General features: G+C 68.4%; 23 protein-coding genes. 8 read left to right on the top strand and 15 right to left on the bottom strand.

Translation table 11 applies throughout. The features are described 5' to 3' along the window. The first annotated feature begins 119 nt into the window (after positions 1–119). Both C3481_RS04085 and C3481_RS04080 read left to right on the top strand, forming a co-directional pair. Positions 120–602, top strand: a complete 483-nt coding sequence (locus C3481_RS04085; protein WP_103840890.1) for a hypothetical protein — start codon at positions 120–122, stop codon at positions 600–602. Next, positions 602–1351, top strand: a complete 750-nt coding sequence (locus C3481_RS04080; RefSeq protein ID WP_103840888.1) for a GAP family protein — start codon at positions 602–604, stop codon at positions 1349–1351. The genes C3481_RS04085 and C3481_RS04080 overlap by 1 nt, the downstream gene beginning before the upstream one ends. Here the strand turns inward: C3481_RS04080 and C3481_RS04075 are convergent. From C3481_RS04075 to C3481_RS04020, 14 genes are all read right to left on the bottom strand, one after another. After that, positions 1346–2926, bottom strand: a complete 1581-nt coding sequence (locus C3481_RS04075; protein WP_181021879.1) for a thiamine pyrophosphate-binding protein — start codon at positions 2924–2926, stop codon at positions 1346–1348. The genes C3481_RS04080 and C3481_RS04075 overlap by 6 nt on opposite strands. Further along, on the bottom strand, positions 2923–3357 hold the full coding sequence (locus C3481_RS16495) for a hypothetical protein (protein ID WP_023951669.1): 435 nt from the start codon (positions 3355–3357) through the stop codon (positions 2923–2925). Before C3481_RS16495 ends, C3481_RS04075 begins: the two co-directional genes overlap by 4 nt. After that, the gene (locus C3481_RS04070) at positions 3347–4456 is read right to left on the bottom strand and encodes a hypothetical protein (RefSeq protein ID WP_103840884.1); all 1110 of its coding nucleotides are present in this window, start codon (positions 4454–4456) and stop codon (positions 3347–3349) included. Before C3481_RS04070 ends, C3481_RS16495 begins: the two co-directional genes overlap by 11 nt. Beyond that, the gene (locus C3481_RS04065) at positions 4446–5159 is read right to left on the bottom strand and encodes a hypothetical protein (protein ID WP_064956883.1); all 714 of its coding nucleotides are present in this window, start codon (positions 5157–5159) and stop codon (positions 4446–4448) included. The genes C3481_RS04070 and C3481_RS04065 overlap by 11 nt, the downstream gene beginning before the upstream one ends. Next, a complete protein-coding gene (locus tag C3481_RS04060) occupies positions 5156–5665 on the bottom strand; it encodes a hypothetical protein (protein WP_064956882.1) in 510 nt (169 codons plus the stop codon). Before C3481_RS04060 ends, C3481_RS04065 begins: the two co-directional genes overlap by 4 nt. A 19-nt stretch (positions 5666–5684) precedes the next feature. Beyond that, complete coding sequence (locus tag C3481_RS04055) at positions 5685–5942, bottom strand: acyl carrier protein (protein WP_103840882.1); 258 nt, start codon at positions 5940–5942, stop codon at positions 5685–5687. Continuing rightward, positions 5935–7002 (bottom strand): hypothetical protein, encoded by a 1068-nt coding sequence (locus C3481_RS04050; protein WP_103840880.1) that lies wholly within the window; start codon positions 7000–7002, stop codon positions 5935–5937. Before C3481_RS04050 ends, C3481_RS04055 begins: the two co-directional genes overlap by 8 nt. Beyond that, positions 6999–7865: an AMP-binding protein gene (locus C3481_RS04045; RefSeq protein ID WP_181021878.1), complete on the bottom strand. Its 867-nt coding sequence runs from the start codon at positions 7863–7865 to the stop codon at positions 6999–7001. Before C3481_RS04045 ends, C3481_RS04050 begins: the two co-directional genes overlap by 4 nt. Before the next feature lie 22 nt (positions 7866–7887). Then, the gene (locus tag C3481_RS04040; RefSeq protein ID WP_103840876.1) at positions 7888–10473 is read right to left on the bottom strand and encodes a phosphotransferase; all 2586 of its coding nucleotides are present in this window, start codon (positions 10471–10473) and stop codon (positions 7888–7890) included. Then, on the bottom strand, positions 10470–11015 hold the full coding sequence (locus tag C3481_RS04035) for a flavoprotein (protein WP_103840874.1): 546 nt from the start codon (positions 11013–11015) through the stop codon (positions 10470–10472). Before C3481_RS04035 ends, C3481_RS04040 begins: the two co-directional genes overlap by 4 nt. Beyond that, complete coding sequence (locus tag C3481_RS04030; RefSeq protein ID WP_064956878.1) at positions 11006–12199, bottom strand: aldehyde dehydrogenase family protein; 1194 nt, start codon at positions 12197–12199, stop codon at positions 11006–11008. Before C3481_RS04030 ends, C3481_RS04035 begins: the two co-directional genes overlap by 10 nt. Beyond that, a complete protein-coding gene (locus tag C3481_RS04025) occupies positions 12196–12621 on the bottom strand; it encodes a hypothetical protein (protein ID WP_023951649.1) in 426 nt (141 codons plus the stop codon). Before C3481_RS04025 ends, C3481_RS04030 begins: the two co-directional genes overlap by 4 nt. 63 nt (positions 12622–12684) lie before the next feature. Beyond that, complete coding sequence (locus C3481_RS16860) at positions 12685–12768, bottom strand: microvionin family RiPP (RefSeq protein WP_368730587.1); 84 nt, start codon at positions 12766–12768, stop codon at positions 12685–12687. Between the two features lie 226 nt (positions 12769–12994). After that, on the bottom strand, positions 12995–15568 hold the full coding sequence (locus C3481_RS04020) for an excinuclease ABC subunit UvrA (protein WP_103840871.1): 2574 nt from the start codon (positions 15566–15568) through the stop codon (positions 12995–12997). A gap of 42 nt (positions 15569–15610) precedes the next feature. On the opposite strand from C3481_RS04020, the gene C3481_RS04015 reads away from it, so the two are divergent. Then, positions 15611–16882 (top strand): MFS transporter, encoded by a 1272-nt coding sequence (locus tag C3481_RS04015; RefSeq protein ID WP_088380858.1) that lies wholly within the window; start codon positions 15611–15613, stop codon positions 16880–16882. Between the two features lie 5 nt (positions 16883–16887). Here C3481_RS04015 and C3481_RS04010 read toward each other — a convergent pair whose 3' ends face one another. Beyond that, on the bottom strand, positions 16888–17922 hold the full coding sequence (locus C3481_RS04010; RefSeq protein ID WP_103840869.1) for a serine hydrolase: 1035 nt from the start codon (positions 17920–17922) through the stop codon (positions 16888–16890). Between the two features lie 345 nt (positions 17923–18267). On the opposite strand from C3481_RS04010, the gene C3481_RS04005 reads away from it, so the two are divergent. The 5 genes from C3481_RS04005 to C3481_RS03985 are packed head-to-tail and all read left to right on the top strand — an operon-like array spanning position 18268 to position 24601. After that, complete coding sequence (locus tag C3481_RS04005; protein WP_181021877.1) at positions 18268–19587, top strand: extracellular solute-binding protein; 1320 nt, start codon at positions 18268–18270, stop codon at positions 19585–19587. After that, positions 19584–20960, top strand: a complete 1377-nt coding sequence (locus tag C3481_RS04000; protein WP_023951641.1) for a carbohydrate ABC transporter permease — start codon at positions 19584–19586, stop codon at positions 20958–20960. Before C3481_RS04005 ends, C3481_RS04000 begins: the two co-directional genes overlap by 4 nt. Beyond that, complete coding sequence (locus tag C3481_RS03995; protein WP_064956874.1) at positions 20953–21786, top strand: sugar ABC transporter permease; 834 nt, start codon at positions 20953–20955, stop codon at positions 21784–21786. The genes C3481_RS04000 and C3481_RS03995 overlap by 8 nt, the downstream gene beginning before the upstream one ends. Further along, positions 21783–22955: a glycosyl hydrolase 53 family protein gene (locus tag C3481_RS03990; protein ID WP_258039009.1), complete on the top strand. Its 1173-nt coding sequence runs from the start codon at positions 21783–21785 to the stop codon at positions 22953–22955. The genes C3481_RS03995 and C3481_RS03990 overlap by 4 nt, the downstream gene beginning before the upstream one ends. Then, entirely contained in the window at positions 22952–24601 is a 1650-nt protein-coding gene (locus tag C3481_RS03985; RefSeq protein ID WP_103840863.1) for a glycosyl hydrolase 53 family protein, read from the top strand. The genes C3481_RS03990 and C3481_RS03985 overlap by 4 nt, the downstream gene beginning before the upstream one ends. Positions 24602–24623 lie beyond the last annotated feature (22 nt).

Here is a 24623-nt window from a genome sequence, read left to right as displayed (position 1 = left end):
GCTTATTTATGCCACACAGGTAACGCTAGAGCGAGATGGATGCCCGTTCGTGCCATGATTAACTGGTGCGAACGACTTAGTAATGCCGGCGATGATGACCAAGGCAGGGGAGCGACGCGATGAAGGCACTCCGGAAGACGATCCTGGCGGTTGCGATGGTCGGCGGGCTGACGGTGGCAGCGTCCGGATGCGGCGTGATCGACGACACCATCGAAGGACTCACGGCGACCGGTCCGGCGACGCCCGCCCCGCCTGCCGGGGGCGATGGGTCCGAGGGCACCGGCACCGACATCGTGGTGACCGCGATCGTGACGAGCGACGCCGCGAAGTCCGGCGCGATCTCGGTGACCGTCGACGCGCCCCGCGACAGTCAGAGCTTCGCGGAGGACTCGGTCGAGCTGCCGTTCGAGCACGAATTCAGCGTGCCGACGGATGTGGCGTTCCCATTCCGCGGAAGTCGGATCGAGGTCGACGCGGGACCGGGGGCCACGTGGATCGAATGTCGCATCCTCGTCGACGGTGAAGAAGTCGCGACCCACCGTGCCGAGGGAGGCGCTTCGACCGCGGTGTGCGAACGCAGGCTCCAGCTCGGGCCGTCCTGATGGATGCCGGCACCCTCGGAACCCTCGTCGTCCTTGCGCTCGTCGACTCGACGAGCTTCGGCACGCTGCTGATTCCCGTGTGGCTTCTCACAGCTCCAGGACGGGTCCGCGCAGGTCGCGTCGTCGGATACCTCGCGACCGTCGCTGCGGCCTACTTCCTCGTGGGAGTTCTGCTGTATCTCGGTCTCTCCGCGATCGTCACGCGAACGCGAGCCGTATGGGATTCGCCTGGCTTCCTGATCGCGGTCCTCATGCTCGGCATCGTGCTGATGGCGGTGAGCTGGCTGATGGACACGAAGAAGGCGCGTGCTCGCGCGGCGGCGCGCGCGGCGGCCGGTGGCGGGAGGATTCTGAACTGGCGGAACCGGATCATGGAGGACGGGCGCACGCGCGGGGCGACACTCGGTCTGGTGAGTCTGGCACTCGTAGCGGTCGTGCTCGAACTCGCCACGATGGTTCCCTATCTCGCGGCGATCGGCATCGTGGCGGCCGCAGGCGTCGGCCCGGGCCTGTCGGTGGTGACGATCGCGGGATACTGCGTCGTCATGGTCCTGCCGGCCCTCGTCCTCCTGGTCGGGCGGATGGTTGCGCACGATGCGCTCGAAGGACCGCTCACGCGGCTCGATCGGTGGCTCACGCGCAACGCTCAGGCGACGACAGCCTGGATCATCGGCATTGTGGGGTTCCTGCTCGCGGTGAACGCGGTGGCGAATCTCGGCTGGGTCGATATCGGCGCCGGAGCGTCATGACTCCCAGGGCGGTGCCGCAGGATGGACGTCGAAAAATGTCGCAGCGGGTGCCGAGAGGTGCTTCTGTGACCGGAGTTCTGCGGGTGTGATCACATCGACGCCGAGTGACGACAGCACGGCGGGCAGGCGACGGTTCCACGCGAACGTCGTGAGCTCGGGGTCGGTCCTCGACAGAGAAGGCCAGCCCATTCCGGAGTTGCTCGACACGACGTAAGCGATGGGCCGGTGATTCTCCACCGCGTCCGTCACGGCCGCCAGATGCATGCGGAGGGTCGCATCGCCGCAGATCACGAGGGCCTTCTGCGAGCGCTTCGCGCCGAGCGAGCCGCAGAGCGCGGCACCCATGGCCGCTTGCTCGGCAGCGACGACGAGTGACGTCGACGGCGGAACCGTGAGGAAGCGCGGGTCGTAACCCCACATGTCCGTGAGGCCGTTCTCGATGCAGACGATGTCGAAGTGTCCATCGACCATGATGCCCTCGATCTGAGCCCATGTCGCGGCCACCTCGGACACGCCCTGCTGCCTGATCGGCCGGGCCGCGCGGAGCCGGGGCGGCGCTGCGGAGGCCCCGAGCCCGTCGCGGGCGAGCGCCAAGAACGCCGCTGCGTCGGACGTGACGTCGATCCTCCGGCCGTCGTGGGCCGGGCAGCTGACCTCGGACTCGTCGACCACGAGGAGCGTGGCGCCCTGTTTCGGCGCCCACCTCTCGCGCACGGTTTCCTCGAGCGCTGATCCGAGCGACACGACGACATCTGCCGCCGCGAGCGCATCGAGGCCTTCCGGCGTCGCATAGAGCCCGGCCAGGCCGACGAAGCTCTCGCTCGACTCGTCGATCGCGCCTCGGCCCGAAGCGGTCACCAGCGTCGACGCGCCGAGCTGAGCCGCGAAGGCGTCGAGATCCCCGCCGCGGACGTGCGCCCGCTTCGCGCCCCCGCCGACGATCACCGCGATCCGCGCGCGTTGGGCCGCGGCATCCCGAAGCTCGTCGACCGCCCGCAGAGCGGACATCGATTCCCGTGTTGCCGGGATCGAAACGCTCCGATCGCGAGACCACCGGCGCCGGGTCCCGTCTCCGTGCTCCTCGTCCGACCCCGTGCGCGTGCGCACCACCGCGACCGCCGGCGAGCGGTGGCGGAACGCCTGCCGCGAAGCGGCGGTGATCCCCGCGATGAGATCGGCTGAGTTCTCGATCGTCCTCGTCGGCATCTTCAGGGATCGGCAGATGTCCTCTATCGGCAGATCCTGGAACGCGCCCCACCCCCGCCGCTCCGGTGCGGCCGCCTCGACGACGACCAGCAGGGGCACGCGACCTGACGCTGCTTCGGACAGCCCGAGGAGCGCGTTGACGAACGAGGGCCCGGTCTCGAGGCTGAGCACCGTCAACGCGTCGGGCTGGAGAGTCGCGCGCCCGAACGCGGCGAACGCGGCGGTGCGCTCGTCGCTGAAGACCGACCGCTCTTCGCGAGTGCAAGCGTCGAGGAGGCCCGGTGCGTCGAGCGGCAGGCCGAACACGTGCAGGTCGCCCAGGTCGCGCAGCGCCGCCGCCGCCGGACCCCAAGCGAGTTCCGACGTCACGCGGGGTGTCCCGACAAAGCCGAGGAAGTGACGTCCCAGGTGCCCGAGGGCGTTCTCCGGACGCGGATGATGAGCGCAGTACGCTCGCCGTCGTGGGCGCTGGCGGCGACATGCACGAGGGTGGGGTCGGTGGCTCCCACCGCGAACGCACTGCCGTCGAACCCCGCTTTCGCCAGCAGCCCGAAGGCCCGGCACGCGTCCGCGTTCATGAGCTCGGTGGGCACGACGCGGTAGCCCGGGCTGTATCGGCGTCGCGGGTACTCGACGGAGATCCAGTCGAGGAGCGGGCCGCAGTCGAACCAGACATCGAAATCGTCTTCGAGGTCGGGGCTGTGCAGATGGCACGCGGCGAGGACGATCTCGCCCATCGTCACGTGCCATGACGGGTAATCCAGCGAGACATTCGCCGCGACGGTGTGCTCAGTGGTCATGGCTGTCTCCGATCAGAGGGGAGTCGCTGTTCGTCAGGCTGACGTGCAGGGCGCTGCTCGTGGCGTGCGGGTCGGGTCGCCAGGGCAATTCGGCGGTTCCGTGAGCGATCTCTTCGCCGTCGCGTCGGAGACGCCAGTCGACGATGTAGTCGGGGCACACCGGATTCGTCTCGAGCCTCCGGTGCATCCGCACGTCGATCGTGTCGCCCTCACGTACCGGCAGCTCCGTGCTGCCGAGGGGAACGACGAGGGGCAACCAGCTCGACCGCGAGCTCAGGCTGTCGACGGAGTGCGTCCCGATCTTCACCGCCACCGACAACAGCAGTGAGTCCAGCGTCCCCGGACGCGACACCGCCACCTCGGCCGGAGCGGATGCGACTTCCGAGAAGCTCCCGCTGAAATTCGCTGTCTCCACGGTGGTAGGGCGGGACAGCAGGCCAAGCTGGACCTGCCGCCCCACGACGCACAGCCGCACGTCGCCGCAGCCGACGGTCTCCGCGAGCGCACGGCGATAACGATGGGCTTCGCGCGCGAACACGGGCTCGGCGCCCCTCAGCATCCGCCGCCAGCTGAACGCGCTCACGCTCGTGATCCAGCCCTGCGGGACGACGAGCATCCCGGGGTCGCCGATACGTCGGATCTCTCGGCCCACCACCTGCTCAGCCCCTTCGGAGCTGCCGATGGCACCGACGATCTCGCTCACGAGGATCGTGGGGCGGATCTCCGATTCGACATACTCGTCGTAGGAGAGAACATCGATCGATGCATATCGGGGCTCGTTCGCCAGTTCGGCGGTCAGGGCCTCGCGGACGTGGTCCAGCTGCTCGACGGCGACCACTCGGCGCGCGCCGAGCCGTGCCGCAAGGCGTGCCCACGGGGCTTGCCGGCCACAGCCCAGCTCGACGACGACCGAGTCCGCGGAGACGGCGTCGGCCAGAGCCTCCTCGAAAGCGCGCACCCGAGGCTCATCGTCCATCATGAACTGATAGGCGGCGTCGTCGTAGATGGGGTACTCGCCGATCGACGGCAGAAAGTAGGCGCCCGATCCGGAAGGCGTGCCGGGGAACGCGGCCCGCGGTGCGTCGAGATCAAGCGTCATGCTGCACCCGGATGACGCGCGGCAGGCGTTCGCCGCGTTCGGACATCAGTGTCGCGTCGACCAACCGGTCGGTGACCGCGGCGAGATCGACCCACCGGCCGGCCGAGACCAAGCGATCGACAAGGTCGGGATCTCGCCGGCGGTAGATGGTGTGGGCGGTCGAAGGCACGACGAGGTCGGCCACGACCGCGGTGAACGAACGGCATGTGCTCGATGCGTCCGCGACGGAAGCCAGCAACGACTCTCCCTCTCGTTTGGTGCGTGCCGTCAGCTCGTACATATCGGGCTCCTCGTCGTCGGGTCGATCCGGCAGATGGTTGTGGGCGTCCGTGGATGTCACGTAGACCACTCCGAACGGAACGCGGTTCGTGTCCGCGATGCCGCGGACCAGGTTCGCGGGCGCCGTGGCGTTGACTGTCCGAGCTCCGGTCGCATCGGGCTCGCTCTCGAGGCCCGCCGCAGCGCACAGGAGCACTGTCGAGATCTTCCCGCCCAGCGCTGCCAGGATCCCGGCGGGCCTGGGCTCGGGCTCGTCGAGGAGGTCGAGCTGCCGCGCCTGCCAGCCCGAGCATCTTGCGGCCAGGCGTGTCGCGCGAGTTCTGCTCGATCGATAGGTGAACACGCCCTCGACGCCGCGGCGGTCGAGTGCACTCACGAGGGACGCGCCGATGCCTCTGCCGCCGCCGACGATGAGGACCGTCATGCCGGCTCGCTCGCCATCGCGCGGGAGGGGAGCGGGGGATACCGCTCCCGAATGCGCGACAGGAGGGTGTTGGCCGGCTCGAAATCCTCTTTCGTGACCATGCCCCATCGCGCGGTGCGCGACAGCGACCCCTGACCGAGATACGACGGCGAGACTGCCGTCTGGCGCGCGACCCCCAGGCGGAACAAACCGTCGAGCGGCCTGTTCTCGACCGAGGTGATCACCGCAAGCGCGTACGCCTCGCGGAAGTCGAACAGCCATGCACCCAACGTGATGGCGGCGTCCAGCCCCGCGCCGCTCGAGAGCGCCCGATCATCCAGCTCGATGCCGATCTGGAACACGCGGGGGAATGTCTGCCGCGAATCGATGCGTCCGACCGGATCGCCGTCGGACAGTCGGTGGATGTCGAATCTGCTGTAGTCCTGCGACGATCCCGCCTCGGCAGATCGCCGCAGATACGTCCACTTGCCGTGCAGATGGCTTCGCCAGCTGGTGTCGGGCTCCACGTCGGTTCCTCCGCTGCCGCTAAGCGCTGACCGTCTCGGCGGAGTCGAGGAACCGACGCAGGTCTCCCACGGTCTTGATCTCCGCGGCCACTTCGTCGCCCACAGCCACCCCGAACACCTCTTCGACACGGATGCACAGCTCGAGCATCGCGAGCGAGTCGATGTCGAGGTCGTCGGCGAGGACGGTGTCGTCGGAGACGACGACATCCGCGTAGCTCTCCTCGTTGATCCGGCCGGCCTCGACGCGCACGAAGTCGTACAGTTCCGAGTCAGTCATGGTTCTCTCCTTCTGTTTCGATGATCAAAGCGACATTGCTGCCCGAGAATCCGAATCCGTTGACCAATGCCGCCCGGTGCCGGTCGGACAGATCGAGGCGGGCTTCGCCCTCCGCCTCCGCGAGAAGCCGGATGCTGCCGGGAGCGGCGAGCGGCTCGCGAAGTCCGAAACTGCCCCCGACAGGTACACCGGAGAGAACGCGCACGGCGGTGACGATCGACGCGACACCCGCGGCGAACACCGCGTGACCCACGGCGCCTTTGTTGGCGAGCACGTCGACCGCCAGGCCGTACGTCTCGGCATACCGTGCGATCGCCTGCAGTTCGGCCTGATCGCCCTGCTTCGTGCCCGTCGCGTGCGCGATCACGAGGGTGGGCGCTCGGCCCGCCTTTCGTGCGGATTCGCTCATCACGAGATATTCCTCGTCGGGGTCCGAGACGGTCTTGCCGCCGATGCTGCGTGCGTGCCATCCGGTGATGACCGGGTCATCACCGAGGGGAGTCGGGGCGGCCTGGACGATCAACGCGCCGGCGAAACCGTAGACGCGTGTGCCGGCTGCGGCCTGATCGAAGGGGCGCACCTCGGGCGCCCATGCCCGTGCGTCTCGGAACGTGTCCTCTTCGAGCGACCCGTCGATGGAGGATGAGCACACCACGACCGTGTCGGCTGCCCCCGCACGGCAGAGATCGGCGGCCACGCCGGCGGCGACACCGGTCGAAGCGCACGCATGCGAGAGCACCAGCGACGTGACCTCGGACCCGGGGAGCAGTGCCTTCACATGCCGCTCGGGACTCACCGGGTAGTAGCGCGAGGTGGCCGGGTCCGCCCCGATGCACTGCGCGCCGACGATGACGACGACCCTGCGACCGATGACGTAGCCCTTGGCCTGAGCCGCGTTGAGCGCGCTGCTGATGCATGCGTCGCGGAGCTCATGCGCGGCGGCATCCGGGTCCCATTCGACATCGTCGCCCACGTCGGCAAGGCCGACGTCGAACCGCTCGCTTCGTGGCGAGCTCACGCTGGTCGCCGCGATGACGGCCCGTGCCGGTGCGGATGTCATGACGCCGTTCCCGCCTGATCGCGCAACCGGCCGAGGGGAACGATCTCACCGTCGATGATCTGAGCTCCGTCGCCCGTGCGCAGCCAGCCGTCGTCGTCCCTTTCGGGCGGATCCACGATCCGGTGATTCACGACCTCTCCGAGGGCGGCGAACGGTGACCGGATCACGAGCTCGCCGTCGCGGATGGTGCACTCGACGCCGTCCAGCGGTCGGCCGCAGCTGCCCTCCGTCGCCGAGGCGTGCAACCCGATCGCGACATTCGGACCGGCCTGGGTGAGTCCGTACCCGTTGGCCAGCGGTATCCCGTTGTCTCGGTAGTGCGCTTCGACGGAGCGAGGGAGCGGATCGCCGCCGACCCCGCGCACGGAGAGGTCGGCGAGGGCATCGAGGACGGCGGGGTCGCGCCGTGCTTTCCGCGCGATGGTCTGCCAGAAGCGCACACCGGCGTCGAAGGTGTCGATGCGACGCTCCAGGATGGCCCGGATCGCCGAGTCGATGTCGAGCGGGTCGAAGACGACCAGCGCGGTGTCGTTGAACAGCGACATCAGCACGACGCTGGTGTAGTACGCCGTCCCCGCGCGAATCGCCATGGCTACGCGGCATCCCGGCCGCACGTCCATCGCGCGAGCCGTAGCGGCGGCGTGCTCTCGGACGCCTGCACGCGCGAATGCGAACATCCTCGGCACGCCCGTGGTTCCGCTGGTGCGCTGAAGCAGCGCCACATCCGACCCGTCGACGTCGAGCCGGGCCTCGCCGACGGGCGCTGATGCGGAGTCGACGAGGATCACCTCATGTCGGTCCCACCGCTCCCTCAACGAGTCGAGCAGCTGGGATGCCGGGAGCGACGGGTCGATCGCGGTCACACGGCGACCATCGAGTCGGCGCTCAGTGGATAGTGACAGGGGCATGTGCGCGCTCTCCATAGTGGGTTCGGTTGTCGATCAGACCGGCGAGCGAGAGATCGCCGCGGTGAGTCGCGACCGCGACCGCGACCCCGCCCGCTCCCGTCGCCCCGTCGAGGGCAACCCGGCGGCCGAGGCCCCCCGGTGTCAACGGACCATGGGGCGTCTGCACGAGCATCGATCGGAGGTCGGCGAACAGCCCGGCCGAGTCGATCCGGCCCGGAAGGTGTCCGAGACGCGCGTTGACGACACTCGCGGCGAACAGCAGCCCGGCTGCTCCCGTCATGAGGCCCGGCGCTACCCCCAGGGCTGTCTTGAGCCCGGCCGCGATCCGCTGCCAGCGCGGATTCGCCAGTTCGTTCGCCGGGAGGACCGCCGACGCGGCGACGAGCAGCCCGGCGTTGCCCCGGTCGAGGTACGGACGGAACTTCTTGTCTCCGTCCACGAAGTAGAGCGCACGATTGACGACCTGATATCGGCGCCGCTCGCTGTCGATGAGGTCGTACGAGAGACCGGCATCGCCCCCGTGCGACCGGGCCCACAGGGAAAGCGCGAGGGCGACCCCCGGGCCACCGCCCATCAAGCCACGCTGCTCGGCGTCGGGCGACCGCCCGAGGTCGCTGCGCAGCAGATGTCGGGCTCGGGTCTCGAGCTCCTTCCCGACGCGGTCCGCGACGGCCGCGGCACGACCCGACGGTCGCCCCTCGGTGCCGAGGAGAATGGCGGTCAGGATGCCCGATAGTCCCGTGTCCAACCGCGAGCTGAGCGCATCCACCTCAGTGGCCTCGAGGCGGTCCAGGTAGGCCTCCGACCACTGCGCTGCGGTGTCTCTCTCGCCGTGGCGTCGGAGAGCTGCCGGGAGCAGGCCGACTCCGCCGATGAGTCCGAGGTCGGAGACACGCAACGGCCGAGACGGGCCCCCTGCGAGGACGTCGATCAGCCGTTCTTGCGCCGAGCGCACCTCGTCGTCGTCGCGGGGGAGGAAGAGCAGGCTGAGGAGGCCCGATCCGAGGCTTGCGACGGGGCGGTTGTCGAGATTTCCTCGCGGCGAGCGCAGCGGATGCGGTAGACCGACTCCGGTATCCAGGTAATGGCGGCATGCTCTCGCGTAAGCCCGATAGATGTCCGCAGCCGCGGGTGGCGTGGCCGGAGACCCGGCGTGACCGCCGGTCGTCGCGTGCGATGTCGGCGCATGGCCGGAGAAGTAACGTTGCACGCCTGCCGTGAACCTCGATCTCCAGTCGGGGTCGAGGTGCGCCGAGACCACCGGGGGCCAGTAGGCATAGGCCATGAGCCGGTCGACTGCGTCGACATCGCTCCCGGTCGAGTATTCGCGCCGGGTTCCGTACACCCACGGCACTCCGCGGACACCCGACGGCCCCCCGCGGCTCGCCGCTTCGAAGTCGACGAGAGCGACTCCCGCATCCGTGACGAGCACGTTCGCGGGCTGGAGGTCGTTGTGCGTGATGCCTGCTCGCGACAGATCGACGACGAGTTCGCGCAATCGATCGCCGATCGTCGCTACGCGCAGGGAATACGTCGCGGCAAGACCCTGGTACTCGTCGGTACCCCGGTCGATGCCCGCGTACACCGGGCTGTTCGAGGCCACCCATTCGAAAAGCGTGACTCCGTCGACCCTGGTCTCGACCAGGAAACTGCTCGTGCCGATCTCGAAGGTGTCGACGAGCCGCGGGACGCGACCATCCAGCTCGGGGCTGTCGGCCATCGACCGAAGAGTCGCCGCCTCGTCGCGGATCCGCTGCGCCGCGTCGGTGCCATGGCCGTCGAGGCCGATGAAACGGATGCCGCGTTTGATGACCACTCTGTCACCCGTTGCGAGGTCGTCGGCGAGGTAGGTCCCGCCGCCCGCGTGCACCGCGACGGCAGCGCGCACGCGATACCTGTCCGGGAGTGCATGAGGCTCAGCGTCGAAGCGGAGACCGGTCAGCTCGAACAGCTGATCCTTATCGGCCGCTACCGGCACCACAGCGCGGGCATCAGGCCGCAGCGTCCCGTCGGGCCCCTCGATCAGCGCCTGTCCCCATTCGTTGAACTCCGTCGCATCCGAGAACTCGAACGCGCCGAATCTGCAGTGGATGATCGTGTCGCTGAGGGAGTGGTCGCCGGCGACAGGAGGCCCGGAACGCGGACCGAGCGCCCTCCGGAGCGACACGAGGCATCTGGCCAGGTCCTCGGGTCGCGGGTAGAGCACGATCGCCTTACCGGCATTCGCCCGTGGGGCGTTCTTGGAGTACAGCGCCCACAGGAACTCGCGTCGCGCGACGTGCTTCAGTGTGAGCTCGAACTCCTGCGCGACCCGCTCGGCGATGGCGAGGACCTCGTCGAACTCGTCGAAGCACGGGGTGAGATGGATCTTGAAGCCCTGAGCGGGCAGCGGGCGGCGCCCGCGTATGACACGCCAGATGCCCCAATCCGACGTCGGATCCGGCGATCGCTGTCCCAGAGGGCCGAAGAACCGCGGGTCGATCGGGAAGTCCTGCCCCTCGGGGCGCCAGAGAGTGATGGGAGCGGTCATCACGGGGTCTGCGAGGTCGTCGAGGTATGTCATGGCTGAGTCACCATCCCTTCCAGTTCGGGCCACAACTCCCACAGCGGCGGCGGCACGGATCCGGGTGCCGCGCTCGCGAGGCTCTCCCCGACGACCGGCTCGACCATCCGATACCGAGGCACGGACTCGATCCGCTGCCGCGCTGCCGTGTACAACGGATGCGCGACGATCCGCGGTGGTAGCGACGGGCAGAGAACCGTCGTGCATTCGCCCGTCGCGATAGCGGCCACCGACGGGGTGTCGAAGGCGAGCAGGCTGATGCGCATCAGATAGTTCACGGTCGCCGGGTAGACGAGGATCACATCGCTCGACTCGCCCAGTTCGACATGGTGCAGGTCGGCGGTCGAGAACGACTCCCAGTCGTCCTGTATCACCGGAACCCGGGCGATGCTGCGCAGCGACAGGGGACTCACGAACTGCGAGGCGGAGCGGGTCATCACGATGCGTTCGAGACCGTGCGCCTCCCGGCGACGTAGCCAGGAGAGGTACATCGGCAAGTGCGCGGCGGAGACAGCCCCCGTGGCGACCATGGTCACGCGCACAGTTCCCTCCTCAGCGTGTGGAACACACTGACGGGTCTGCCTGTCGTCATCCCGTCGACCGTGAGCCAGGTCGCGTCCGCACCGTAGCCGCCGAAGGGCCGCAATGCCGCCTCGTGGTGAAACGGCGTAGACGACGGGCACAGCCGGTAGGCGTCCGGCACCGGCCCCCCGGCGCCGCCGTAGAGGCTGAGGTACATCTCACTGCCCGCGTAGGGTGCAGCGGCGAAGGTCTCGAGGAGACGCTCCCACGATGAGAACGTCACGACGTTGAAGACGGGGGAGAAGAGCTCGGTATGCGAGGCCTCGGCGAGGTCGCTCGTCGTCACGGTTGTCGGAACGAAATCGGGCGAGTCGCAGTCAGGACCCGACCATGTCGTGCGATCCGCCATCTCGGCGAGGAACTGTCGCCCCTGCGTCGCGGTTCGTTCGTCTGGGCTCGGAGCATGCGCGATCGTGCCGGCGGATCTGCGATCGGTCATCTCGAGCAGCGTCAACCGGGCGGTCAGCCGCTCGTGGAACTCCGCGTACACCGACTCGTGTACGAAGACCGAGTCCGGAGCCAGGCAGTCGGCGCCGGAGTTGTACAGGCGCGCGAAGACGAGGTCGTCGCTGGCTTTCGAAAGATCCGCCCCGGGCATCACGATGGCCGGATTCAGCGAGGACCCGAATCCGATGAAGGCCCGATGCGACGTCTGCGCCTCGACACGGCGGCCGTTCTCGCTTCGTCCCGTGAAGATCAGCACGTCCTCGGCTGAGGAACGCGAGGTGAAATCCCGCTGCGATTCGTCGCGAAGGTGGGCGCTTCCGAAGCGGTCGAGCCCGGTCAGCTGCCAGAGCTCGGTGACCAGACCCGAGAGCGCCGCGGGCGGTCGCGCCTGCACCGGGAGCCCGAGGGAGAGAGGGATCAGGCAGTACAGGGCGATCGAATACAGAAGATTGTTGCGCGGCAGAAAGGTGTACACCGTTGCGGGGTGGCTCTGGCGCCGAGCCGGAACGCTCGCGAGCCGTTCGAGATTCCGTGCGAGCCGGAGAGACTGCGCCAACTCGATCTCGGCGCTGTGGAGTGTGCATTGCTCGGTCAGCCGGTGAAGCAGTCGCGGCGCATTGCGGATCAGCGACTGCTCGAAGCTGCGCTCCACCGAGACATCGAGATCGCCGGGATTGTCGAGCGCGTCGAGCGTCATCGTCCACCGCCGGGGACGGAGTAGAGGATCAGATCCCAGCGCTCGCCGTAAGCGAAGACGGCCTTCTCCAGGACGCCCTCCCGGGTCATCGACTGTGCGGCTGCGTGCACGATTGCCGCGTTCCACGCCGGAACCCAGGCTTCGAACCGGTCGGCCCCGCGCATCCGGGCCCCGGCCGCGGCTTCCGTCAAGGCGGATGCCACCCAGCCGGGCGCGTCATGTCCGTCGGGGATCGCGACGAAGCATGTGGCGGTCGGGTGCTCGGGCGCGAGCGAGAAGCCGACGTGGCACGCGTCGTCGTCCGTGACGGCCACCAACCCACTGTCCAGGAAGTTATCGACGGCCACGTCGTCGAACCATGCCGGGACGCCGATCGATGCCGCGGTGTTCGGGGCATGGAGCACGCGGGTCAATGCGTTCACGAAGACCTCCTCGTCGAGGGGAAGCGGAGCGGGCGGACGCGGTCGCGTCCGCCCGCTTATCTGTCAGCAGGACTGGCTGCCGAGGCTGGCGGCCATTTCCGCCGCCTCCGAACTCGCGTCAAGCGCTTCGAGCTGTTCCAAAGTCATCGATTCCACCCCCTTCCCGTGGCCGGGATCCCGGCGGCAATGCAGGCGATCAGACGCGTGTGAGCGGGATACGAAGAGCCATCAGAACTCGACGAAACTGCCACGCTTGGTGAAACCGATGACCCCCCACGTGCGGCCTATTGCCACATCTGGCTACATACGTGGCGATAGTAACACGGGCGTTCACCTTAATTACAAGCGGTTTCCGGTTTTCGGCTTCCGCGTGCTATTCAGCTGGTGCGGAAATGACGTTCGCGAGGACCCGAGCGAGATACGGCGCCGTCCGGCTGGAGGGATGCCGGACGAGCTCGGCGGGCGCGGCCGCAGCCATGATGCGCCCGCCGGCGTCGCCGCCGGACGGGCCGAGGTCGATGACCCAGTCGGCTGAGGCGACGACATCCATGTCGTGTTCGACCGCGACCACCGTGTTGCCGGCGTCCACGAGTGTGTGCAGCTGCGCGAGCAGCAGGCGCACATCGGCGGGATGCAGTCCGGTGGTGGGCTCGTCGAGCAGGTAGAGGGTGTGACCGCGACGGGCGCGCTGCAGCTCGGTTGCGAGCTTGATGCGCTGGGCCTCGCCGCCCGACAGCTCGGTGGCCGGCTGACCGAGTCGCAGGTAGCCGAGGCCGACATCGCGCAGAGTGCGCAGGCTCCGGGATGCCGCGGGCACCGGCTCGAGGAAGCCGGCAGCGTCATCGACGGTGAGGGCGAGCACGTCGGCGATGTTCTTGCCGCGGTAGGTGACCTCGAGCGTCTCGGCGTTGTACCGAGCGGCGTCGCACGTCGGGCACTTTCCGTAGCTGCCGGGCAGGAACAGCAGCTCGACCGAGACGTAACCCTCGCCGAGGCAGGTCTCGCAGCGGCCTCCCGCGACGTTGAACGAGAAGCGGCCGGCGGTGTACCCGCGCTCGTGTGCGAGGTCGGTGCCGGCGAAGACCGCGCGCACCGCATCGAACAGGCCCGTGTACGTCGCCAGGTTCGAGCGCGGCGTACGTCCGATCGGCTTCTGATCGACGCGCACCAGACGGTCGATGTGATCGAGGCCGGTGACCGCTCGCACCGCGGGGACCTCGGCCTGCCCGTCCGGCAGCGCCTCGACCGGGCCCGCCTCGCCCGGCTCTGTGGCATCCGTCGTCTCGTCGTGCGACTGGTCCGCCGTCTCATCCCCGCGCAGATGACGCCGCACCACGTCGTGGAGCACTCCGCCGACGAGCGACGACTTGCCCGACCCCGACACCCCTGTGACCGCGACGAACGTCCCGAGCGGGAACGCCGCGTCGACGTTCGCGAGGTTGTGCAGCGACGCGCCCTCGAGCGTCAGCCAGTCGGTGGGGGAGCGCAAGAAGCGCGACTCCACGGCGCCACCCTCGGTGCCGGGGAACAAGAAGGGCCGCGTCACTGATGCGGTGACCTCGGCGAGCCCATCGACGGCTCCGCTATAGAGCACCTCGCCGCCGCCCTCGCCCGCTCCGGGGCCGACATCGACGATCCAGTCCGCACCTCGGACGACGTCCATGTTGTGCTCGACGACGAACACCGAGTTCCCCGATGCCGCCAGCTGCTCCAGCACATCGAGCAGCGGCTCGGCGTCGGCGGGATGCAGCCCGGCCGATGGCTCGTCGAGCACGTAGACCACCCCGAACAGGCCCGAGCGCAGCTGCGTCGCCAGGCGCAGGCGCTGCATCTCGCCGGGGGAGAGGGTGGTGGTCACGCGACCGAGCCCGAGGTAGCCGAGCCCCAGGTCGATGAGCACCTCGATGCGGGCGACGAGGTCGGTGGTGATCGCGACGGCGACATCCGTGCGCTCGCCCGACGATGACGTCGTGAGCGCGGGCGCGGCATCCGTCAGCTCCGTGGTGGGACGCAGGATGTCGGCGAGCTCGCTCATCGGCAGGGCGTTCAGCTCGGCGATGGTGCGGCCGGCGAAGGTGACCGCGAGCGCCTCGCGCCGCAGACCCGACCCGCCGCACAGCGGGCAGATGCCCGTGCGGACGAACCGCAGCACCCGCTCACGCATCTTCGCGCTGTTCGAATCGGCGAGGGTGTGGAAGACGTACTTCTTCGCGCTCCAGAACATGCCCTTATAGGGCTTGGCCACGCGGTCGCGCTGCGGCGCGATCTCGACGATGGGCTGCTCGTCGGTGAACAGGATCCACTCGCGGTCGGCGGGGTCGAGGTCGCGCCACGGGCGGTCGACGTCGTAGCCGAGGGCGATGGTGATGTCGCGGAGGTTCTTCGCCTGCCACGCGCCCGGCCACGCGGCGATCGCGCCGTCGCGGATGCTGAGGGAGGGATCGGGCACGAGGGTCTCCTCGGTGACCGTGTGCGCGACGCCGATGCCGTGGCACTCCGGGCACGCGCCGGCGGCGGTGTTGGGGGAGAAGGCGTCGGAGTCGAGCCGGTCGGTGAACCCGTCGGGCAACGTGCCGGCGCGCGAGAACAGCATCCGCAGCGAGTTCGACAGCGTCGTCACGGTGCCGACGCTCGAGCGCGAGCTGGGCGCACCGCGACGCTGCTGCAGGGCGACGGCCGGCGGAAGCCCCGTGATCGACTCGACGTGCGGATTGTGGCCCTGCTGGATCAAGCGCCGGGCGTAAGGGGCCACGGACTCGAGATACCTGCGTTGCGCCTCAGTGAAGATCGTCCCGAACGCGAGCGACGACTTGCCTGAGCCCGACACCCCGGTGAACGCGACGATCGCGTCGCGCGGAACGTCGACGTCGACGTTCCGGAGGTTGTTCTCGTTCGCTCCGCGCACACGGACGAAGGCATCGGGGGTCGTGCGGCGGTCTCCGGACATCGGGCAAGCCTACGTGTCCGAGGTGCGCTCTAGGCTCGTGCGGTGGGTATCGCAGAGTGGGTCGCGCCGCGGCGCCTCGGCCGTGACTTCCGGTGGCTGTTCGCTTCGTCGCTGACGAGCAACATCGGCGACGGCATCGCCCTCGCAGCCGCGCCGCTCCTGATCGCGTCGATGACCGATTCGCCCATCCTGGTGGCCTCCGGTGCCGTCATGCAGTTCCTGCCGTGGCTGCTGTTCGGACTCCACGCCGGCGCGATCGCCGACCGGGTCGACCGGCGCATCCTGATCATGGTGGCCAACGGCATCCGGGCTCTCGTGCTGATCGGTCTGTGCGTCTTCCTCATCACCGGACTCGCCAGCATTTGGATGGTGCTGATCGTGGCCTTCCTCTACGGCACCGCCGAGGTGTTCGTCGACACGACCAGCAGCACCCTGCTGCCGATGATGGTGCGCAAGAGCGACCTCGGGATCGGCAACGCGCGGCTGCAGGCCGGGTTCCTCGTGGCGAACCAGCTCGGCGGCCCGCCCCTCGGTGCCTTCCTGTTCGCCATCGGGTCGTTCTGGCCGTTCGCCGTCCAGGGGCTGTGCGTCGCGCTCGCGATCGTCCTCATCTCGCGAATCACGGCGACGAAGAGAGTCGAACCAGTGGATGCAGCGCGTGAGCGGACCGCGGTGCACGCCGACATCCTGAGCGGCATCCGCTGGTTGTGGTGCAACCCCCCTGTGCGGACGCTCGTGATCATCATCCTCACTTTCAACGTGACGTGGGCCGCGCCCTGGGGTGTGCTCGTGCTGTACGCCACCGACTACCTGCAAATGGGTCCCGTCGGGTACGGCGCGCTGACCACGGCCTCGGCCATCGGGGGACTGGCGGCGACGCTGCTGTTCGGAAGGCTGGAACGACGCTTCTCGTTCGCCGCGCTGATGAGGGTGTGCCTTACTGCGGAGGTCCTCATGCACCTCGCGTTCGCCCTGACGACGTCCGGCGTCGTGGCGTTCGTCATCATGATCGCGTTCGGCGCCTACGCGTTCGTCTGGGCGACCATCTCGACCACGGTCCGCCAGCGCCTGGTTCCACACGAGCTGCAGGGACGCATCGCCTCGGTGAACATGGTCGGTGTCTTCGGCGGCCTCGTCATCGGTCAGGCGCTCGGCGGGGTGATCGCGCAGGTCTGGGGGCCGACGGGTCCTTGGTGGTTCGCGTTCGTGGGTGCTGCGCTCACCCTCTTGTTGGTGTGGCGTCCCATCACGCACATCGCGGCAGCACCGCCGGTCATCGAAGACGACGAGAACGAAGCCGTCCCGGCCGGCTGAGCGGCCTACCGATCGTCGAGCGCGGCCATCGCATCGGCCAGCACGCGCGCGACGGGCCACGCGCCGTCGGCCGTGTTGCTCATCACGGTCGCCGTCGTCGAGGTCGGCGGGTGATGCACGGAACGGAACGACGCTCCCACGTCGCAGCCCTCCAGCACGACGCCGGCCCCCGTCTCGGTCAGCCAGAAACCCAGGCCGTATCTCATCTCCTCGTCTTCGACCCGGGAACGTGGCGCCGTCATGAGAGCCACGGACGCGGGGGAGACGATGCGTCCGTCGAAGAACGCTCGCCAGAACCGGTGCACGTCGGCGGTTGTGGTCGAAGCGCCGCCGTCGCCGCCGGCGCGGACGGGCAGGTGCAGCGTGTTGACCCGCAGTCCCTCGTCGAAGACGTAGCCGCGGGCATGATCCGCGCCGAGCTCGTCGGTACGGGGGAAATCGGTGTCGGTGAGGCCGGCCGGGGCGATGACGAGGTCATGCACGACCTCGTGGAACCCGCGCCTCGTCACCCGCTCGATGATGATCGCCAGCAGGACGTACCCGCTGTTGCAGTACGAGAAGGTCTCGCCGGGAGCGGCCCGGGGCGGGATGCCGTCGAGCAGGGGAAGGAACGCTTCCGCCGTCGTCAGCGTGTGCACGGGCACTCCGAGGAAGAACTCCGACACATCGAGATCGTCGTCCTCGTCGATGTAGTCGCCGATCCCCGACGTGTGGCCGAGGAGATGCTCGACGGTGACGGCGTGGTCGATGAGCGGGAGGTCGTCACCGAGCAGGTCTCGGACCGCTGTGTCGAGCGCGAGGGTGCCCTCTTCCACGAGCCGCATGATCGCAAGCGCGGTGAACGCCTTGCTTCCGGATGCGATCGCAAATCGTGTGGCCTTGCTCGCCGGCGTCCCGTTCGCGCGGTCAGCCAGTCCGTGCGCGCTCCGCCATACCGGAGCGTCGCCCGAGTCGACGCTGATGACCCCGGAGAACGGCGCACCTGCGATCGCGGACCTCAGCGCCCGCTCGTCGATGATGTCGCTTTCCAACGTGCTCATCCCCCCACTGTGCCAGCCGCACTGCGGTCGATGCGACCGGCACAAGCGGCGTCGGGTCGGGCAGTCGTCACGGCTCCACTCCGAACCGGTGGCTCAGCGCGGCGTAGCTCAACGCCGTGAACGTCTCCGGTTCGGTCAGGAGCATGTCGCGGAGTACCCGAGAAGGGGTCGCGTTCGCAGGCGAGCACGTACATGGCGGTGGACGATCGCGAGCTCCGTCGGACACCGACTCCTCCCCAGGGAGAGACCGCACGCGGGGGCGATCCGGCCACTACTGTCATGGACTCAGATGGACGGCGACAGTTGACTGGGACCGGTCACAGTCACGGCAACGAGGGAGTTTGCATGACCATCCGAAGCACAGCAGCCACTGCCCGTACCACGGTGGGAGCGGCCATCGTCCTTTCGCTCGCGGCCACCGCCGGGTGCTCCAGCGCGCCGCCCGACGAGGAAGCGACCCTGACCTGGGATGCCGAGGCGCGGGCATATGAGATCGAGCCCGACGTCGCCAGCGGAGAGGCGCCGCTGAAGGTCTGGGTGGAGTACCCCGAGTACGGCGAAGCGCTGGTGGAGGCCTTCACCGCGGTACATCCCGACATTCGCGTCGAGCTCACGACGGTGTCGAAGGTCGATGCCGTCGCCAAGATGGAACTCGACGGCGAGGCCGGCACCGGCGCGGATGTGTACTTCACGAACTTCACCGATCTCCCGGGGGCGATCGACTCGGGTGTCGCCGCGCCGCTGGGTGAGTACGACAGCGAGATCACGCAGCGCGTCGGCGAGACCTTCGCCGGCGTCGTCAGCCGCGACGGCGACCTGTACGGCGTGCCGGTGTCGACCGAGTCGATCGCGCTGTTCTACAACAAGACCCTCCTGGAACAGCTCACGGGTTCGAGCGAACCGGCGCAGACCTGGGAGCAGATCCGCGAACTCGCGGCGAGCTACAACGACCCCCGGACGAATCGCTGGACCGTGCGCTGGCTCAGCGGCGAGCTCTACTACGCCTATCCGGTGCTGACCTCGCTGGGGTGGCATCTCACGGGCGACCCCGCGGCTCCCGGCCTTGACGACCCCGCACTGACCACCGCGCTGGCCTACTACGGCGGTCTTCGCGACCTCTGGCAGGTGAACGCCGCCGACGCGACCTGGGACTCGATCGAGATGGAGTTCGCCAAGGGAGAGACCCCGTACGTGATCACGGGACCCTGGTCGATCGGCGATTTCACCGCGGCAGGAGAGTCCGAGGGGTTCGAGTTCGGCGTGACAACATTGCCCGCCGTCGAGGGAGGCGAGGAGCCCGCGACGCTCGCTGGGCTCGGCGTGGGTGTCGTGTCGGGCTATTCAGCCCACCCCGGTGCCGCGCGGGTCTTCGCCGCGTTCCTCGCCTCGGACGAGGCCGCCGCCGCCCTCTATGAGACGACGGGGGGCATCCCCGCGCTGACGAGCGAGAACACCGAGGCCATTCCCGGCCTCGCCGACGACGAGCACGCCGGTGGCATCCTCGCGCAGGCCGAGCGATCGGACCTCGTCTCCGATGTCGGCGACAAGCTCTGGACCGTCGGGAACACCCTCGTCTCCAGCGTGTGGGACGGCGTGCTCGACGCCCCCGCCGCCCAGCGGCAGGCCGTCTCGGGGTACGCCGATCTGACCGGGCTGGGGGAGTGACCCCGCATCATCGCGGAGCGAGCCCGACGGCGCCCTGGTCGATCGGACTCGCCTCCGCCCTCGTGCCCGGTCTCGGGCAGGTGCTCAACCGCGAGTGGGTGAAAGGGATCGCGCTCGCCGTCGTGGCTGCGCTCGCCGTCGCTGTCGAGCTCACGACGGGGCATTACGCGGATATCGGTGAGTACACGCCTCGGACGCACGGCGGATTCTTCGTCCGCGGTCTCTGGGGCCTTGTGACGCTGGGCACGCAGCCGCGGGCCATGACCGTGGCCGGGCTGTCCGCGGGTGACCACTCGATCATCCTGATGATCAACGGGATCATCGCGGTGCTCGTCCTCTCGCTGCTCCTCGCCCTCGCGGTGTGGGCGGTGCGCGATGCCGCGAAGACGCGACGCCGTTTCCTTGAGACCGGCGAACGCGTGGCTGTCCGGGCCTGGGTCCGCGACGCGCGGCAGCGCTCATTCCCGTATCTCGTGCTCGCGCCGACCGTCGTGCTGCTGCTGTTCGTCACCGCGCTCCCGGTCGCCTTCGGCATCCTCATCGCCTTCACGGACTACAGCAAAGACAATCTGCCGCCGATGCAGCTCGTGGAGTGGGTCGGGCTGGCGAACTTCCGGCAGCTGCTCGGCGCCGGCGCCTGGGGAGCGACGTTCTTCGGCGTGCTCGGCTGGACGATCGCATGGGCGGCGCTGGCGACGGCGACGACCTACGTGTTCGGGTTCTTGCAGGCGGTCCTCGTCTCGAGTCGGCGCGTCCGCTTCCCCCGCGTGTGGCGAAGCATCTTCTTCCTGCCGTGGGCCGTGCCGGCGATGATCTCGGCACTCGTCTTCCGCTCGATGTTCAACGGCCAGTTCGGCCCGATCAGTCAGGCCCTGGTCGACTGGGGCATGACGTCCGAGCGGGTCATGTGGCTGACCGACCCGGCCAATCCGTGGCTCGCCCGGATCATCGCGCTGCTGGTCAACCTCTGGCTCGGCTTTCCGTACTTCATGGCACTCGTCAGCGGTGCACTGACGAACATCTCGCCGAGCTACTACGAAGCCGCCCGCATCGACGGCGCCTCCGCCGCGCAGCAGGTGCGCTACATCACCCTGCCGATCGTCCTGCGGGCAACGGCGCCGCTCATCGTGCTGTCATTCGTCGCCAACTTCAACAACTTCGGGGTCATCTACTTCCTCACGCAGGGTGGTCCGGCCAACCCCGACTACCGGTACGCCGGCAGCACCGACATCCTCATCACCTGGCTCTACAAACTCACCCTCGACAACGGTCTGTACGACATCGCTTCGGTGATGTCGATCCTGATCTTCGTCATCGTCGGGAGCTTCTCCGTCTGGAGCCTGCGTCGCTCGAAGGCCTTCACCGATGCATAGAACCCGAAGCCGTCTCATCACCGTCCTCATCCACGTCGAGCTCGTCGTCGTCGCGGTCATCGTGCTGTACCCGCTGGCGTGGATCGTCGGATCATCGCTCGGCTCGGGACGCTCGCTCGCCCAGGCGTCGGCGATCCCCGCCGATCCGACGTTCGCCAACTACATCCGGTTGTTCGCCGAGACGCCGTTCGCGACCTGGTACGGCAACTCCCTCATCGTCGCGGTATCGAACATGGTGCTCAGCGTGCTGCTGTCGGCGATCGCCGCCTACGTCTTCGCGCGACTCCGATTCTCGGGCCGGCGCACCGGCCTGCTGGTCATGCTCGTCATCCAGATCTTCCCGACGTTCATGACCGCCATCGCGATCTACATCCTGTACCTGAATTTCGGACTGCTCGACAGCCTCGCGGGTCTGATCATCGCGAGCGTCGCCGCCGCGGTGCCCTACAACATCTGGCTTCTCAAGGGTTATCTCGACGGGATCTCGACCAGCCTCGACGAGGCGGCGGTGCTCGACGGCGCGTCGCATCTGCAGATCTTCACGCGCATCCTGCTGCCGCTGATGACCCCGATGCTGACGTTCGTCGCGGTCACCCAGTTCGCGGTCCCCTGGATGGACTTCATCCTGCCGCGCCTGTTGATAAGCAGCCCGCAGAACTACACCGTCGCGATAGGACTGTTCCAACTGATCTCGGATCAGACCCGAAACGACTTCACGACCTTCGCGGCCGGGGCCATCCTCGTCGCGGTGCCGATCACGGTGCTTTACATGGTGCTCCAGCGCTACCTGGTCGCGGGGCTCGCTCAGGGAGGAGAGAAGGAATGATGACGACACCACTGCAGATCCGGGGTGCCGACGTATCGATGACCGCAGAGGTCGAGGCGCTCGGGGGGTGGTTCTCGGATGCCGCGGGCGCGAGGGACCTCTTCCGGATCCTCGCCGACCACGGGGTCAATCTCGCGCGGCTTCGCGTGTGGGTGGATCCGACCGACGCGGAGGGACGCCCGTATCAGGGCGGCACGAACGATCTCGCCACGACCGTGCGCCTGGCCGAGCGTGCGCGCGACGCCGGCCTCGGCCTCATGATCGATCTCCACTACAGCGACTTCTGGGCCGATCCGAAGAAGCAGTCGCTTCCCCGCTCGTGGCAGGGACTCGACCTCGACGGCCTGTGCGAGGCCGTGGCTGCCCACACCACCGAGGTCATCTCGGCCGTGAGCGCGAATGCCGGCAGCCCGGAGTGGGTCCAGGTCGGCAACGAGACGACGAACGGGATGCTGTGGCCGCTCGGCCGGACACCGCGGTACGACCTCGTGAACCGAGCCTTCGAGGCGGTGCCCACCGACGAGGCGCGAGAGCAGTACGACCGTCTCGCCCGCTTGCTGCACGCGGGCTCGAGCGCCGTTCGTGCCGCCGACGATCGTTCGCGCATCGTGCTGCACCTCGATGCGGGAGGCGCCGCCGACCTCTACCGTCGATGGTTCGACGAGATCACGGCGCGAGCCGTCGACTTCGACGCGATCGGACTGTCCTACTACCCGTTGTGGCACGGATCGCTCGCCGATCTGAGCGGTAACCTGCACCACCTCGTCCAACGCTACGAGAAGGACGTCATCGTCGTCGAGACCGCCTACGCGTACCGACCTGACAACCCGGTGGGGACGTCGATGTTCGATGCGAGCTCACCGGCGGCGGTCTACCCGGCGTCGGTCGAGGGCCAGTCGCGGTACCTCCACGACCTGGCCCGGGTCGTCCGCGACGTGCCCGGTGGCCGTGGCCGGGGAGTCGTGTACTGGGAGCCCGCCTGGCTGCCCGTTCCGGGAACATCCTGGGCGTCGACGGCGGGCATGGCTTACGGCAACGACGTGGCCGAGCCCGGCAACGGGTGGGCCAATCAGACGCTGTTCGACGAGGGCGGATGCGCTCTCGCCTCGTTGAGCGCACTGGGGGCGACGGCGGATCCGCTCCGACCGATGAGAGAGGAAGACACATGACGCACAGAGCACGGCGGCGAGCATCGGCGCTCATCACGGCGGCGGCGCTCGTCCTCGTCGGGGCGGCGCTGCCCGCGACGAGGGCCGCCGCCGTCGAACCCGACGGCTTCGTGATGGGCGGAGATCTCGGGATGATCCACGAGGTCGAGTCGCTCGGCGGGACGTTCTCTCGCGGCGGAGTCGTGGGCGACCCGATCGACATCATGGGCGATGCCGGCATGAATCTCGCTCGGCTGCGCCTCTGGGTCGATCCGTACACCGTCACGGGCGAACCGTACGGTGGCGGCACGAACGACCTGGCCACGACGATCTCGACGGCGCAGCGAGCGAAGGCCGCGGGGATGGACATCCTGCTCGACTTCCACCTCAGCGACTGGTGGGCCGACCCCGGCACGCAGACCGTACCGAAGGCATGGCGCGGTCTGACCTACTCGCAACTGGTGTCGACCGTTCGCGCATACACCGAAGACCTCATCGACGCGATGCGAGCGGCCGGGGTGCTGCCCGACATGGTCCAGATGGGCAACGAGATCCCCGGCGGCATCCTCTGGGATCACGGGCGGGTCGGCAATGGCGTCTCGGACTTCACCCAGCTCGCGGGCCTGCTGAAAGCGGGGATCGCGGGCGTCGATGCGTCGCTCCGGACGGGGGAGGACATCGAGATCGTCCTGCACCTGGATCACGGCGGCGACAACGCGCTGTATCGCTGGTGGTTCGATGCGATCACGGCGCAGGGTGTTCCGTTCGACATCATCGGGCTGTCGTACTACCCGTTCTGGCATGGCACCATGGGGCAGCTCGCCGTCAATCTCAACGACATCAGCGCGCGGTACGACAAAGACGTCCTCATCGTCGAGACCGCGTACGGCTGGACGCTCGGCGACGGCGACGGCCTCGGGAACTCGTTCTACACGGCAGAGGCGGCGACCGGCGGCTACCCCGCGAGCGTCGTCGGTCAGACCGCCTTCCTCCGTGACCTCCGCGACATCGTGCGCGCGGTGCCCGACGGGCGGGGGCGCGGACTCATCTGGTGGGAGCCCGGCTGGCTTCCCGTCCCGGGCGCCAACTGGGGGACCGAGGCCGGAAAGATTGACAACGACGACCCGGGTGTCCTCTCCAACCCGTGGGACAACCAGACGCTGTTCGACTGGAGCGGCGCGGCTCTGCCGACCCTCGACGTGTTCGGCGAGACGCCTCCGACGAACCTCGCCGTCAACGGCGGCTTCGAGCAGGACGGTTACACGAACGAGCCGACCGGCTGGGGTGTGTGGTCGCCAGGAGGCGCGCACGCCAACGCGGTCTTCACTCAGGACCCGGCGGTCGTCGGTGCGCTCAAGCTCACGTTCTGGAAGTCGACCGCCTATACCGCGTCGATCTATCAGACGCTCGGCGGGCTCCCGTCGGGGCTCTATCGCGTCTCCGCGTGGACGCTCAACAGTGGTGGCCAGAGTTTCGCGTACCTCTACGCGAAGAACTCCGGCGTACCCGAGCGTCAGGCGGCACTGCCGGTGAGCCCGAACGACTGGACGCGGGTGTCGCTCGAGGTGCCGGTCACCAACGGAACCCTCGAGTTCGGGTTCTCCTCGGAGGCCGCAGGCGGCACCTGGTTGAACATCGACGACGTCCGCGTCGAGCGGATCGGCTGATGCGATACCGTCGAGCGTCGCC

The sequence above is a fragment of the Microbacterium sp. Ru50 genome, from assembly GCF_002920555.1.
In the GTDB taxonomy this organism is placed as follows: Bacteria; Actinomycetota; Actinomycetes; order Actinomycetales; family Microbacteriaceae; genus Microbacterium; species Microbacterium arborescens.
This window is presented reverse-complemented; position numbering and strand designations above follow the sequence as displayed.

What these genes read in the sequence shown, in the direction of transcription:
- C3481_RS04005 (WP_181021877.1), top strand. Translation starts at nt 18,268, where the DNA reads ATGACCATCCGAAGCACAGCAGCCACTGCCCGTACCACGGTGGGAGCG.
- C3481_RS16495 (WP_023951669.1), bottom strand. Translation starts at nt 3,357, where the DNA reads ATGACCACTGAGCACACCGTCGCGGCGAATGTCTCGCTGGATTACCCG.
- C3481_RS03990 (WP_258039009.1), top strand. Translation starts at nt 21,783, where the DNA reads ATGATGACGACACCACTGCAGATCCGGGGTGCCGACGTATCGATGACC.
- C3481_RS04040 (WP_103840876.1), bottom strand. Translation starts at nt 10,473, where the DNA reads ATGACATACCTCGACGACCTCGCAGACCCCGTGATGACCGCTCCCATC.
- C3481_RS03995 (WP_064956874.1), top strand. Translation starts at nt 20,953, where the DNA reads ATGCATAGAACCCGAAGCCGTCTCATCACCGTCCTCATCCACGTCGAG.
- C3481_RS04070 (WP_103840884.1), bottom strand. Translation starts at nt 4,456, where the DNA reads ATGACGCTTGATCTCGACGCACCGCGGGCCGCGTTCCCCGGCACGCCT.
- C3481_RS04030 (WP_064956878.1), bottom strand. Translation starts at nt 12,199, where the DNA reads ATGACGCTCGACGCGCTCGACAATCCCGGCGATCTCGATGTCTCGGTG.
- C3481_RS04080 (WP_103840888.1), top strand. Translation starts at nt 602, where the DNA reads ATGGATGCCGGCACCCTCGGAACCCTCGTCGTCCTTGCGCTCGTCGAC.
- C3481_RS04010 (WP_103840869.1), bottom strand. Translation starts at nt 17,922, where the DNA reads ATGAGCACGTTGGAAAGCGACATCATCGACGAGCGGGCGCTGAGGTCC.
- C3481_RS04055 (WP_103840882.1), bottom strand. Translation starts at nt 5,942, where the DNA reads ATGACTGACTCGGAACTGTACGACTTCGTGCGCGTCGAGGCCGGCCGG.
- C3481_RS16860 (WP_368730587.1), bottom strand. Translation starts at nt 12,768, where the DNA reads ATGACTTTGGAACAGCTCGAAGCGCTTGACGCGAGTTCGGAGGCGGCG.
- C3481_RS04085 (WP_103840890.1), top strand. Translation starts at nt 120, where the DNA reads ATGAAGGCACTCCGGAAGACGATCCTGGCGGTTGCGATGGTCGGCGGG.
- C3481_RS04050 (WP_103840880.1), bottom strand. Translation starts at nt 7,002, where the DNA reads ATGACATCCGCACCGGCACGGGCCGTCATCGCGGCGACCAGCGTGAGC.
- C3481_RS03985 (WP_103840863.1), top strand. Translation starts at nt 22,952, where the DNA reads ATGACGCACAGAGCACGGCGGCGAGCATCGGCGCTCATCACGGCGGCG.
- C3481_RS04065 (WP_064956883.1), bottom strand. Translation starts at nt 5,159, where the DNA reads ATGACGGTCCTCATCGTCGGCGGCGGCAGAGGCATCGGCGCGTCCCTC.
- C3481_RS04020 (WP_103840871.1), bottom strand. Translation starts at nt 15,568, where the DNA reads ATGTCCGGAGACCGCCGCACGACCCCCGATGCCTTCGTCCGTGTGCGC.